The following is a 13,799-nucleotide window of genomic DNA, read 5'->3' as shown; positions in this document are numbered from 1 at the left end:
CAAATGTAGATTCTTTTTTCTATTCAACAACAAATAATCTTAACAATAAGTTGAATAATTAACTATATTTCATAATTGATATTCAAAATCAACGTTGTTTCACAATCGATCTTATATTTTTCGGACATTCGTTCTCCTATTAACCAAATTATATCGTTTCCTGAACAAAGTAACCACGCATTTTCTTTTTCTACCCGACTGTATTTTCGGTCATTAAAATAATCGCTTAACTTCTTGCTACCCTTCATTCCAAACGGTGTAAAACGATCGCCTTTCTTCCAATGTCTTATTTCCAGAGGGAAAACGAGTTTTTCTACATCGAAACAAGCCGACATCTTATTTGTAGGAATCACAAAGTTTTCTCGATCCGAAATATAATTAAACGTCAATTTCAAAGGAAATGTAAGACATGTCGTTTCCCGATCGACCTGTATCGGAAGAAATTCATTTTCTCTACCCCCTAAAGATGTGATAATTAAATACTCCCTATCTTTTAACAAACGATAAGAAGGTGAATAAAACTCTTTACCGGAAATTCGCCCCAGCGATCTTATAATATCATCTAATTGCGAAGGTAAAAATCCATAAGAAGATAATATCTCATACAATAATGTACGGGGTGAAGGTTGACGATTAAGATTTTCGATTGAAACGCATACTTTTTCACCGGCAATTTCAACAACCTCTTTTTTTTGTCGTTCGATAGCATCTCGGTAAATAATTTCCGTTTCGCGCATGTTCGATGCCGTTCGACCGATCGTATCATATATCGCAGGGTTGATAGATTTTAATAAAGGCAATACTTGCAAACGTATCTTATTACGAGTATAAATATCTTCTTTATTGGTACTGTCGGTAACATAAGATAAATGCCTTTCCCTGAGATAAGCGTCTATTTCCAAACGAGATAAACACAATAAAGGCCTGACCACAAAACCATTTTTAGCATTTATACCCGTAAGTCCGGCTATACCGGTGCCCCTTATTAAATTCAACAAAACAGTCTCAACCGAATCGTCGCGATGATGTGCAACAGCAATATAAGACGCACCCGTTTCTTTTCTTATTCTTTCGAACCAGTCGTAGCGCAATTCACGACAAGCCATCTCTATCGACACTTTATGATATTTGGCATACGCTAATGTTTCGAAAACCGTTTCATGAAACGGGATATTCAAACGAAGAGCTATTTCTGAAGCAAAATTACGATCCCGAACCGACTCTTCACCCCTCAATCCGAAATTACAATGTACAGCAATACATTTATAACCCAAACGGCACAAAATATCGAGAAGAGCAACCGAATCGGCCCCTCCACTTAACCCGACAATTACGGGTAAAGAAAAATCAAAATCGAAATTCGTATCAATAAACGATCGTACTTTTTTTAACGTCTCGTTATCTTTCATTCCTGAAGTCAGTTACTAGGTATTTGCAAACGTACGTTTTTTTTTCGGCAGTATAAAATATTTACAACGAATCCTATCCGAAAAGCCGGTTATTATTATTAAATTTGCAGTTGAAAATCAGAAAATACATTTGTTATGATTAACAAGATCAACGATCTGAAGGCTGAGATCGAAGCGCTCAAAGCATCCAAGGCCGACGAACTCGAGGCCCTTCGTATAAAATACTTAAGCAAGAAAGGTGAGATTTCCCAACTTTTCAACGATTTCCGCAATGTTGCTGCTGAAAACAAAAAAGAAGTCGGTAAAATGCTGAACGAACTGAAAGAAAAAGCTTTAACTAAAATAAACGAATTAAAGGACAGCCTCGATAACAATATTACCGAAAACAACACGATCGATCTTACCCGTACGGCGTATCCGATAAAATTAGGTACACGTCACCCGATTTCTTTGGTAAAAAACGAGATTATCGAAATTTTCGGGCGCTTGGGATTTTCTATTGCCGAAGGTCCTGAAGTCGAAGACGACTGGCATGTATTCTCTTCTCTGAATTTCGCAGACGATCACCCCGCCCGCGATATGCAAGACACGTTTTTTATACAACGCAGCCCCGATGTTTTATTACGTACACATACCTCATCGGTACAAACTCGTGTAATGGAACATGCCGAACCTCCCATTCGTATCATCTGTCCGGGACGGGTATATAGAAATGAAGCAATCTCTTATCGTGCCCATTGCTTTTTCCATCAGGTTGAAGCATTATATGTAGATAAAAACGTATCTTTTGCCGACCTGAAACAAGCCCTGTTATTCTTTGCGAAAGAAATGTTCGGTCCAGACACGAAAATACGGTTACGTCCTTCATATTTCCCATTTACCGAACCATCGGCGGAAATGGATATCTCTTGTAATCTTTGCGGAGGAAAAGGCTGTGCGTTCTGTAAACATACCGGGTGGGTAGAAATTCTCGGTTGCGGTATGGTAGATCCGAATGTTCTCGAAGCTTGCGGTATCGACAGCAAAAAATATACCGGTTATGCCTTAGGGATGGGTATCGAACGTATTACGAACTTAAAATATCAGGTAAAAGACTTACGTATGTTCTCTGAAAACGATCAGCGGTTTCTCGAAGAATTCCAATCGGCACATTAAGAAAATAATATCCGAAACAAGAAGAATATAAAACTTACCGAAAAACGCAGGAATGAGCCAACCACACTAAGGATTTTTCTGCGTCTTTTTAATATTTACGAGGATGAAAATACAGGAACGTTACCACAAAGTTATCGAATGGTTTTCGACGAACGTACCCGTAGCCGAAACCGAACTACACTACAAAGATCCATTTCAATTACTCATCGCAGTCATCCTTTCGGCCCAATGTACCGATAAAAGGGTAAATATGATCACTCCCCCGCTCTTCGAAGCGTTTCCTACCCCGGAAGCATTAGCCGCCGCAACCCCAGAAACCGTTTATGAATACATTAAAAGTGTTTCATATCCCAATAATAAATCGAAACATCTCATGGGAATGGCACGTACTTTACTTACCGATTTTAACGGTGTTATTCCCTCTGATGTGGACGAATTACAGAAATTACCCGGTGTAGGACGTAAAACGGCAAATGTGATCGCATCGGTCGTATTCAACAAAGAAGCCATGGCTGTAGATACTCATGTATTCAGAGTTTCGAACCGTATCGGGCTTACCGATAACTCGAAAACTCCGCTCGAAACCGAACGTACCCTCGTTAAATACATACCTGGGCATTTACTTCCCATAGCGCACCACTGGCTTATTTTGCACGGACGCTATATATGTGTTGCTCGTAAACCTAAATGTCTCGAATGCGGTATACGTGAATTCTGCAAAGAATTTAACAAAACAATAAAAAAATAAATACGTCGAGCAAGAAAATATAAGAGTACCCTATTCTGCGATTTCACCAATCTCGGCTCCCGAATAAGCAATCAGGTCAGAAGGAGATAATTTCAACTGTAATCCCCGTAAACCGGCACTTATATAAATATATTCGAAATCACTTGCCGTATGGTGTATATAGGTTGGAAAATGCTTCTTCATCCCTATCGGAGAACATCCTCCTCTGATATAACCGGTTACAGGAAGAAGTTCTTTCACAGCAAGCATCTCGGCACTCTTATTACCCGAAATTTTTGCTGCAGCTTTCAGATCGACTTCTTTATCTCCGGGAATCACACACACGAAAATGCCGTTACGATCACCTCTCAACACAAGAGTTTTAAAAACCTGATCGATATTTTCTCCCAACTGTTCGGCCACATGGGTTGCAGCTAGATTATTTTCATCAACTACATAAGATTCCAGTTCGTATTTTATTTTTGCCTTATCAAGTAACCGGGCGGCATTCGTCTTATTTATTTTCATAACATATTAACCGTTATTTACGGCAAAGTTATAAAAATTTATCCCAGGTAATATCGTCTTTCCGGTCTTAAATCAGTACCGAGTTCATAGATAAGAGGACGACCGGTAGGTATTTCTTCGTATACGATTTCCGCGGGTGTCATTTGCTGCAAATACATTACAAGTGCTCGCAAACTATTCCCGTGAGCGGCAATCATTACTCGTTTTTTCTTCTGTATTTCAGGTAGAATCAGTTCGTTCCAGCAAGGAATTACACGGGCAACCGTATCTTCAAGCGATTCCCCGTGAGGAAGTAACGATAGATCCACCTCTTTATAACGGATATCATGAGCCGGGTAGCGAGGATCGGCATTACTTACCTGGGGAGGTTTTACGTCGAAACTCCGTCTCCACAATTTTACCTGCTCAGCTCCGTATTTATCAGTAGTTTCCGCCTTATTTAATCCCTGTAATGCTCCGTAATGACGTTCATTAAGTCTCCAATCCCGCACAACAGGAACCCATAAACGATTTATTTCTTCTGCAGCATATAAATGCGTTTTTATTGCACGTTTCAATACCGAAGTAAAACAAATATCGAAATCGAGTGAAAACGATTTCAATAATTGACCGGCCCTACAAGCTTCATCTTTTCCTTTTTCCGACAGATCGGGATCGGCCCAACCTGTAAATCTATTTTCTTTATTCCAGATACTTTCGCCATGCCTTAGCAATATCAAAGTACTCATAACATTTTGTTTTTTATTTTTAATATACAACAAACATGACCGCCTCTTCGTTTTCTCCTTTTCTATTTTTAAGTATAACACATCTATTTGCATGTATTTTAAGCCGATTTTTTTGTATAACCGTCAGTTGTACTTATATTTACCGGAAAATAAAAACAATGAAAATTATCACATATAACGTAAACGGAATAAGAAGTGCTTTAAATAAAGGTCTTATCGACTGGTTGTCGGCCGAACGCCCCGATATACTTTGCCTACAAGAAACCAAAGCTCAACCCGATCAGGTGCCGACTGAAGAATTTGAATCTCTGGGCTACCACTGTTATTTTTTTTCAGCGAAAAAGAAAGGTTACAGCGGAGTAGCCATTATAACGCGTATAAAACCCGACCATGTCGAATACGGAATGGGAATTTCCCGTTACGATGATGAAGGCCGATTTCTCAGAGCCGATTTCGGAGATCTTTCTGTCATAAGCGTTTACCATCCCTCAGGTACATCTGGCGAAGAAAGGCAAGCTTTTAAAATGGAGTGGCTTGAAGATTTCCACCGATATGTGCTCGATCTGAATAAAAGTCGCCATAAACTCGTTCTTTGCGGAGACTATAACATTTGTCATGAAGCTATCGATATTCACGATCCCGTAAGAAATGCTACGAATAGCGGATTTTTGCCTGAAGAACGGGAATGGATGACTCGTTTTCTCGATAGTGGCTATATCGACACTTTCCGTTATTTTCACTCCGAACCGGGGAATTATACTTGGTGGAGTTTCCGTTTCAATGCCAGAGCTAATAATAAAGGGTGGCGTATCGACTATTGTATGGTAAACCGTGAAATGGCTCCTTTATTGAAAGATGCATCGATATTACCCGATATAAAACACTCCGATCACTGCCCTGCGGTATTATTACTGAACGAAAAATAAAATCATTCATTCCGCATACATAAAACAAACCGTTAAACGGAAATATTCATTTGGCAAACAGCAAAAAGTTAAACGGTCTCGATATATCATATAATATTGTATCGAGACCGTTTACACATTAATGAAATAATCCTTTTTATTTATTATGGTAAATTATCGGGAATATTTTTCTGAACATATTTTTTCAACTTGCCTTTTTTCTGAAGTTTTATGTACTTCTCGATGCGATCATCTTTTTGTAAACGGTCTTTATTCAAAGTATAAAATTCGTTCACAGCTTCTAATCCGGCAGTAACAGCAGCAACGCGATCTTCAAAATCCCGGGTCTTCAACGAATATCTCACCCAGCCCCCTACAAATATCACTAAACCATCGGTAAAATCGGTAAACTGAACGATCTCGGGAAATATCACAACCATAGGTTTAGGCGCACCCTCGGTCCATAAAAGTAGAAACTCATATGCTTTTTGTCTTTTTTCTACCTGCTCGTTTACCGGAGTCGCTATCAACCAATCCACACAATCGATTATGTCCTTCTCATAGGCCGCATAATCCGATTCTTTCTCAAACTTATAATTCTTGGGAATTTCAAAACCATCGGCATACACAACAGCCGACAGAAATAATACAAAAAATAAAAGTACCTGTTTTTTCATAGCAGTAGAATTTAACTCTTATACAAAATTAAGAAAACCAACGATACTATATAATTTTTTTGTATAAAAATATATAATATCCTACAGATATAAAATAAATCTTTCCACTCAAAGCTTAATATGATATATTTTTAACAGGAAACGAATTTTCAGGCATATTTAGTGACTTATATAAAAAGTTCAACCATTATTATATCGATAATTTCGATAATACAGGATTTTCTTGCTTCCCCCAAAAACACACTGTTTTTACATACAGAAACTTTGATGATAAAGGAAATTGGATCGAGTGAATAACTATGAAAGATAAAACATTCTCATTAATCAAAAATTCGGAAAATAAAATATATGGAATAAATATTCAATTATAACACAAAAGTATAATACCTTTATTATACGGACTATTTACAAAATTAAAAAATACAAGGACTAAATAAGAGATCTCTTATTTAGTCCTTACATACTGTAATAACCTGATTTACAATCATCTTTGTGGAGTTGGAGGGATTCGAACCCTCGTCCAAACGAGGAACTAATGAGCTTTCTACATGCTTATCTTCGCTTCGATTGTCGGGAATGAACAAGACCGAAGCTACCCATTCATTCCTTAGTCTCTAAAGTTTCATCGGATACACGAGACAAACATCCGACTATTTCCGATATTATTGCACCACCGATTCGGAACGCTTCGGAACCACAGCAACCGGGTGATGTCTTGTCTCCACAACTATTGCGGAGATTAAGCTAATCTACTGTACTTCGATCAAGCAGCAAGAGCGTAGTTATTTTCGCCAGTTAAATTTTTGATGTCTGAGATTTAAGAGCCAGCCAACGAAGCTCTGCATGCTTACACACCATTTCTACCCGCTGTCAAAACCGGTCAACCCCATGGTTATGTACCTTCTCGTATTTTGTGAAGGATTGCAAAGATACTATTTTTCTTTTAATTTATTCAAGCTCAGATAGAATTTAACTTTTAAGCAACAAAATACACTTTATCGCAAGATCAAAAAAGACAATCTTACCATTGGCATTCTGACCTATATCATAATAAGCACGCTCGAACTCTTCCATCAGTTGCGTAACATTACGTTCATGTATAAAAGGGGCAAAACGCTGTGAAAAACCGGCTTCTTGTTGCGTCATATAATTCAATTCGGGCCGTTGTAGATTATATATATAATTTTCACGCAACATTCGTTGTGCATATTCCAGAAAATTACGTTCTTTTTCGCGACCTAAACCGGCAACCTCCTCACTCCAAGATTTCAAATCCTGTATCTTACGACCATAGGCCAAGCGCATAAGAGATACAAACAAATCGAAATACTCTTTAGTCTCGTCGTTTATACGAATCGACTCGAGAGCTTTTCGAAAATTACCGGCAGCAAGATGAGCAACCGAAAAAGCATCTGCTTGTGAAAGAGAAAAACGGGAAATCAAAGTAGAAGCTATGGTTTCTTCCGGTAAAGGCCGTACTCTTATGGGTTGAGTACGAGATATTATCGTACCTAAAACCGCAGCCGGATTATTACTTACCAATAAAAATACCGTTTTTTCGTATGGTTCCTCAAGTAATTTCAACAACTTATTGGCACAAGTATCATTCATCCTTTCGGGTAGCCAAATGATCATAACTTTATATTCCGACTGATATGTTTTGAGACTCATCTTTCGTAGAATCTCTTTACTTTCCTCGGCATATATCATCGCCTGGCTGTTAGCCGCTCCCAAATATTCGAGCCATTCGTCTAAGCAAAAATACGCGTTCTCACTCACAAACGATCGCCAGTCGGTGATATAATAGTCACACACATTTTTACGATCTTTTTTAACAATAGGAAAAACAAAATGCAAATCGGGATGCATCAGGTTATTATCGAATTGCCTACAAGACGGGCATTTACCACAAGCATCGTTTTCTCCCCTTTGGGTACACTGAATATATCGGGCATAGGCAAGAGCCAAAGAAAATTTCCCCACCCCCTCGGGGCCGCAAAATAATTGAGCATGCGCAATCTGCCCCGATTTTACAGAGTGTATAAGGCGCTCTTTTATTTCATCCTGTCCTACGATATCCCTAAAATACATATACTCTTCTTAATAGACGTTATGCGCAATACGACGAACACTTTCAGTCGCCATCATCGAATAGAAATGAATACTCGGGACTCCTTTTGCCTTTAACTCCCGGGCTTGTCCAGTAGCCCATTCCACACCGACTTCACAAGCCTCTGCATCTGTTTTACATTTTCTCAACTCACACGCTAACGCTTCCGGCAAATCTACATGAAATACTTTAGGTAATACCGTTAGCTGGTTACAATAGTTTATCGGTTTAATACCGGGAATTATAGGCACATTTATACCTGCAACTCGGCATCGGTCGACAAAATCGAAATATTTACTATTGTCGAAAAACATTTGAGTCACCACATATCCGGCACCTGCTTTCACTTTTTCTCTTAACCAATTCAAATCAGACTCCGGATTAGGAGATTCATCATGTTTCTCCGGATAACCCGCAACTCCGTAAGTAAAAGGGATATTAAGCGAAGTTTTCGAGCCATCGAGAAAATATCCTTCGTTAAAACGGTTAACCTGATGTTGCAGATCTAAAGCATGTTCATGTCCCTCGGGAGTAGGAACAAATTTATTATCATGTTTAGCCTTATCGCCTCGCAAGATCAACAGATCATAAATACCTAAAAAGTTCAAATCTATAAGGGCATATTCCGTTTCGCTTTTAGTAAAACCGCTGCATATAAGATGAGGAACCGCTGGTATCTGGTATTTATTCTGTATAGCGGCAGCCACAGCAACCGTGCCGGGTCGTGTACGTTCCGAAATCCGTTTATACAACCCGCCCTCTATATCTTTATATATAATCTCACTCCTATGAGTCGTAATGTTTATATATTTAGGGTCATACTCGCGTAATCGATCGATTGTTTTAAATACTTTTTCTATGCTATTTCCTTTTAATGGGGGTAAAACCTCAAAAGAAAACGCAGTCGTCCGGGTATTATTAATTAAATCTACAACACTCATCAATATTCTTTTTGTTTTTACAAAAGTAATATTTTATACCGAATTGTCGAGAATAAATCGGAAAGTTTGATTTCTTACCCGATATCACTATAACGGAAATATAACATTTCGAGATTGACATATTTTATTATATTAAATTTTTAATATATTTTTGTTGAATTCTATGAATTAATAAAATGTTTTTAGTTGTATTTAAACTGACTGAATTATATAAATTAATGGCCCTTTCGATACAATTTAAGTCTATTATTTAATTAACCGTTAAAATCTTTCATTCTTTACTAAGCGTATGAATGGAGATTATAGTTTTCAAAAATAAAATCTTATGATATTACTGAGTTTCGACATTGAAGAATTTGATATCCCGAATGAATATGAAGCCGATCTGCCGCTGGAAGAACAAATACGAGTATCGACTGAAGGCACCATAAAAATATTGGATTGTTTACTCAAAAATCAGGTGAAAGCCACCTTTTTCTGTACCGCAAATTATGCTCTGCACGCTCCTCAAATTATTGAGCGTATACGAGATGAAGGACATGAAATTGCATCCCACGGATTTTATCATTCTGCTTTTGTAATATCAGACCTGAAAAAATCCCGTGAAATACTCGAAAGTTTAACCGGAACTCCAATATACGGCTATCGCCAACCGAGAATGATGCCGATCCCCGAAAATGCAGTTTACGAAGCAGGATACCGTTATAACTCATCTCTAAATCCGACATTCATTCCGGGACGATATGCAAATTTTTCTACACCACGAACTGCTTTTGTAAAAAACAAAGTTTTGCAAATCCCCGCTTCGGTAACCCCGTTATTACGGTTTCCGCTATTCTGGCTTTCCTATCACGTATTGCCTTCATTTCTGTACCGAAGACTGTGCCGTTATACACACAATCACGATAGTTACCTTACGACCTATTTTCACCCGTGGGAATTTTATCGCCTATCCGGTCATCCCGAATGGAAATTACCCTTTATCATACGCTGTAACTCAGGAGAAAAAATGGCAAAAAGACTAAACGACTTTATCTTATATTTCAGAAAAAGAAATATTGTTTTTATAACTTACTCAGAATTCGAAAAATTAAACTGCACCAAGCCATAACATCCAAATTTACAATACAATGAAAAAAATAACAATATTGTTACCGGCTTTTAACGAAGAAGAATCTATATGTCTAATAGAAAACTCGATGAACAGGGTTACTCAACAAAACCCGAATTATCTATGGAGTTTTTTATTAGTTAATGATGGAAGTACCGACAATACATTGCAAGAAATGGTACGGCTACACACCAAAGATAACCGGTTTTCATACCTCGACCTTTCGAGAAATTACGGCAAAGAAATAGCCATGATGGCCGGCTTCGACTATATCGATAGCGATGCCGTTATTATAATGGATGCCGATATGCAACACCCCATTGAAATTATCCCCGAGATGCTGAGTCATTGGGAAAAGGGATATGACGATATTTACGCTTACCGGAAAATATCGAAAGAGAAATGGTTTAAACGAAACAGTTCGAAGCTTTATTACCGCTTGTTGCAAAAAATGACAAAACTTCATGTACCCAAAGGTGCTGGGGATTTTCGATTATTAGATCGAACATGTATCGAAGCACTAAAACAAATGCGGGAAACCGAACGTAATACAAAAGGAATGTATTCGTGGATAGGTTTCAAGAAAAAAGGTATTCCTTATGTACAGGGAAAACGGTTGAACGGGTCCTCGAAATGGGGATTTATTCCATTACTTAATCTGGCGATCAACGGCATCACTTCTTTCACTACAGTACCGTTACGTATCGCTTCGGTACTGGGAATCGCCGTTTCTACCGTAGCTTTTGCTTATTTAAGCTATATTATTTTTACAACACTCGTCTTCGGAGAAAGGTTACGCGGTTACCCCACTATTATGGTCACAATTCTATTTTTGGGAGGAGTTCAGCTAATTTCTTTGGGAATTATCGGTGAATATTTAGGAAAAGTATTTAATGAGTCGAAACGAAGACCCGGATATTTTATCAATAGTTTTAACGGGAAATCCCCGAAAGAAAATAATCGGTAAGATCACCTCAATAATAACAATACAGATGTCACAAAATATTTTAAATTATTAAATACCAAAAGTTTAAATATAAAGACAATCGAAGAAAAAAATTAACAAAACGGCACAAAACAAATACTTATTGTTAAATAAACACAATCTAAAGCATTTTTCGGATACAATACTTGACAAATGAGATTTTACATCTTACATTTGCATTGTGTTTTTCATGGTATTAGATTTAAGGTTAACGAAGATTGGTTGTCGGGAGACAACCATTTTCATTTTATTCCGTTCTGTAATTTTCCGATGAGATAATCAGTTTACGAGTATTGAAACTCCATTTTTTAAACCGTCATAAAAGAATAATTCATTTTTAAAACCACTTAAACAATCGATCGGTCAATAAACAAAATATTAAAATATTCGATCCCTTCCGGCTCATATATTTATTTCGTATCGAATAAAATATAACAACTCGACATTAATATAAATAAATATTTATATATTTACATATTACTAAATCATATCGATATGAAAAACGTACTTTTTATCTTTTTAATCTTTCTCTTCTTCGCCTGTAATAAAGAACGGGACCACTACATTTACGAATATATCGAAATAAACGTTCACAATTTAACTACTTCTACGATAAAGTTAGATTCATTCCCGACATCTCAGGGTAAAGCAAGATACGGCCTATTGATGGGCCGCATCGACGATCCGGTTACCGGTATTACGATTGCTACGCCTTACTATGTGATTACTCCGAATGGGCTGCCCGATATCGACCAACAATGTGTTTACGATTCTATTTCCTTTTTTTCCACTTATAATAACGCGAGGTGGGGAAATTTTACCGTATTACAAACTTTTCATCTGTATCGATTAACAGGTTTACCTCTTCTCAATCCCAAAGACGGGCTGATATATAACAATTATACGGTTAGTCATTACCCAGAACCTTTGGGGTCGTATACTACATGGCCTACCACTGAAAAATTAAATAAATTCCGGTTCCGACTCGACGACGTTACAGGCAACGATTTATTTCTTAAATTACAGAATAAGGACGAAATAATACGATCTCCCCAAAAGTTTATAGAATATTTTAAAGGAATAATGCTTGCATCAGATCCATTGAATAACTGTATCTTGAATTTTGCATCTGCTGTCAACAGCTTAGGCATCGATATACATTATCACCGGGGATCAGAGTCGCGCGTTTATACCTTTTCGCCCGATGAAAACGATTTTTCCCGATATGCGTTTTCAAATATTGTGAATAACGCAGACGGAACTCCTTACGCCATTCTCACAAAACAATCCGATAATTTACCATTTGTATCTGCCAAACGTCCCGGGGCGATAAACGGGCAAGCGGTATTGCAAGGAGGAAGCGGATACTTGATTAAAATGAAATTACCAATCTCTCCACTCTATAGTGTAGATAATAAAAAAATTTCGAAAACCGAAATCGTACTTAAACCGCAAAAACAAGAATCGATACCATTAAGCTATTCCAATACGATGCCTTCTACTCTATTTTTATATAAACCGGGAACTGACAACAAAATTCTATCGACTATAACAGACAAAACCGGAAATCCCGTAAAAGGCAGATATATACATAATTCAGGTAACAGAGAGGAAGGATGTTATATCATAGATATAACCGATTACTATCTTTCTCTCTGCCAACAATCTGACGATAAAAACGAGAATTATGTTCTGGCAGGAATACCTTTATCCGAAATGGCAAGCAACTTTAGCCGGTTGGCAATCGATGAATTACCGATTTTAAAAGTTTATTACGGCGATTCGAAATAATACAGGATTACCGATTTGAGAATCATCAAAAAATAGGAATAAAAAATACCTGATATTATCGCGACCGGTTACAGAGGAAGGAAACGAAAGATAAACTGTTACAGCGTAGAAATAAAAAAATCTGTCTTAACAGACAGATTTTTTTGTGATCATATTCATTTTTTATAATCCTAAATTCTTATTTAATTTACTGATTAATATTAATTTACACGCATCCAGCTGTTTTTGATCACACAAAGATAACATTTTGAAAGCAAAATACAACAAAGCACGACGAGTACCAGCAGATGAAATAGCTGTTTTTGATCACACAAAGATAACATTTTGAAAGCAAAATACAACCATAGATTGTACCATGGTGAGTTATTTTAAGCTGTTTTTGATCACACAAAGATAACATTTTGAAAGCAAAATACAACTTAGAAAGGGATTCCCCTTTCGCCCCTTCAGCTGTTTTTGATCACACAAAGATAACATTTTGAAAGCAAAATACAACGCTTCCCTATTACACTGTTATATTCGGTTGGCTGTTTTTGATCACACAAAGATAACATTTTGAAAGCAAAATACAACACTTCGGCGCCAGATGAATATTCATCTCTGCTGTTTTTGATCACACAAAGATAACATTTTGAAAGCAAAATACAACCCCGCACAACCCCACCTGTGCCGCATAATAGCTGTTTCTGATCACACAAAGATAACATTTTGAAAGCAAAATACAACGGATGG

General features: G+C 37.4%; 12 protein-coding genes, 1 other RNA gene and 1 CRISPR repeat array. Of the genes, 6 read left to right on the top strand and 7 right to left on the bottom strand.

Annotation, left to right across the window (positions count from 1 at the left end; all coding sequences use genetic code 11):
• Positions 1-62 precede the first annotated feature (62 nt).
• Positions 63-1,409, bottom strand: a complete 1,347-nt coding sequence (tilS, locus tag NMU02_RS11040) for a tRNA lysidine(34) synthetase TilS (protein ID WP_255027956.1) — start codon at positions 1,407-1,409, stop codon at positions 63-65.
• 135 nt (positions 1,410-1,544) lie between these two features.
• On the opposite strand from tilS, the gene pheS reads away from it, so the two are divergent.
• Both pheS and nth read left to right on the top strand, forming a co-directional pair.
• A complete protein-coding gene (gene pheS, locus NMU02_RS11035; RefSeq protein WP_255027955.1) occupies positions 1,545-2,564 on the top strand; it encodes a phenylalanine--tRNA ligase subunit alpha in 1,020 nt (339 codons plus the stop codon).
• Positions 2,565-2,667: 103 nt separating this feature from the next.
• A complete protein-coding gene (gene nth, locus NMU02_RS11030) occupies positions 2,668-3,312 on the top strand; it encodes an endonuclease III (protein WP_255027954.1) in 645 nt (214 codons plus the stop codon).
• Between the two features lie 30 nt (positions 3,313-3,342).
• Here the strand turns inward: nth and ybaK are convergent, their stop codons facing one another.
• Positions 3,343-3,819 (bottom strand): Cys-tRNA(Pro) deacylase, encoded by a 477-nt coding sequence (ybaK, locus tag NMU02_RS11025; protein WP_255027953.1) that lies wholly within the window; start codon positions 3,817-3,819, stop codon positions 3,343-3,345.
• Positions 3,820-3,857: 38 nt separating this feature from the next.
• Positions 3,858-4,547, bottom strand: a complete 690-nt coding sequence (gene gpmA, locus NMU02_RS11020; protein ID WP_255027952.1) for a 2,3-diphosphoglycerate-dependent phosphoglycerate mutase — start codon at positions 4,545-4,547, stop codon at positions 3,858-3,860.
• A gap of 158 nt (positions 4,548-4,705) precedes the next feature.
• Between gpmA and NMU02_RS11015 the strand changes: the two genes are divergently transcribed.
• Complete coding sequence (locus NMU02_RS11015) at positions 4,706-5,473, top strand: exodeoxyribonuclease III (RefSeq protein ID WP_255027951.1); 768 nt, start codon at positions 4,706-4,708, stop codon at positions 5,471-5,473.
• Between the two features lie 143 nt (positions 5,474-5,616).
• On the opposite strand, the gene NMU02_RS11010 is transcribed toward NMU02_RS11015, so the two are convergent.
• The 4 genes from NMU02_RS11010 to metF form a co-directional block, all read right to left on the bottom strand.
• Complete coding sequence (locus NMU02_RS11010; protein WP_255027949.1) at positions 5,617-6,129, bottom strand: hypothetical protein; 513 nt, start codon at positions 6,127-6,129, stop codon at positions 5,617-5,619.
• Positions 6,130-6,619: 490 nt separating this feature from the next.
• Positions 6,620-7,017, bottom strand: a transfer-messenger RNA (tmRNA) gene (ssrA, locus tag NMU02_RS11005).
• Between the two features lie 81 nt (positions 7,018-7,098).
• Entirely contained in the window at positions 7,099-8,220 is a 1,122-nt protein-coding gene (gene holB, locus NMU02_RS11000; protein ID WP_255027947.1) for a DNA polymerase III subunit delta', read from the bottom strand.
• A gap of 9 nt (positions 8,221-8,229) precedes the next feature.
• Positions 8,230-9,180 (bottom strand): methylenetetrahydrofolate reductase [NAD(P)H], encoded by a 951-nt coding sequence (gene metF / locus NMU02_RS10995; protein ID WP_255027946.1) that lies wholly within the window; start codon positions 9,178-9,180, stop codon positions 8,230-8,232.
• A 325-nt stretch (positions 9,181-9,505) separates the two neighbouring features.
• Here metF and NMU02_RS10990 point away from each other — a divergent pair, with 325 nt between their 5' ends.
• The 3 genes from NMU02_RS10990 (at position 9,506) to NMU02_RS10980 (ending at position 13,067) form a co-directional block, all read left to right on the top strand.
• Positions 9,506-10,291 carry a polysaccharide deacetylase family protein gene (locus tag NMU02_RS10990; RefSeq protein ID WP_255027945.1) on the top strand — a complete coding sequence of 262 codons (786 nt, stop codon included), beginning with the start codon at positions 9,506-9,508 and terminating at the stop codon, positions 10,289-10,291.
• Between the two features lie 19 nt (positions 10,292-10,310).
• Complete coding sequence (locus tag NMU02_RS10985; RefSeq protein ID WP_255027944.1) at positions 10,311-11,258, top strand: glycosyltransferase family 2 protein; 948 nt, start codon at positions 10,311-10,313, stop codon at positions 11,256-11,258.
• A 513-nt stretch (positions 11,259-11,771) separates the two neighbouring features.
• A complete protein-coding gene (locus NMU02_RS10980) occupies positions 11,772-13,067 on the top strand; it encodes a DUF4270 family protein (RefSeq protein ID WP_255027943.1) in 1,296 nt (431 codons plus the stop codon).
• A gap of 217 nt (positions 13,068-13,284) precedes the next feature.
• Positions 13,285-13,793: direct repeats of the CRISPR family, unit length 48 nt; unit sequence AGCTGTTTTTGATCACACAAAGATAACATTTTGAAAGCAAAATACAAC.
• Between the last annotated feature and the right edge of the window lie 6 nt (positions 13,794-13,799).

The sequence above is a fragment of the Coprobacter tertius genome, assembly GCF_024330105.1.
GTDB classification, from domain to species: Bacteria; Bacteroidota; Bacteroidia; order Bacteroidales; family Coprobacteraceae; genus Coprobacter; species Coprobacter tertius.
Note: the sequence above shows the minus strand (reverse complement) of the source record. Positions and strands in the feature narration are given on the sequence as shown.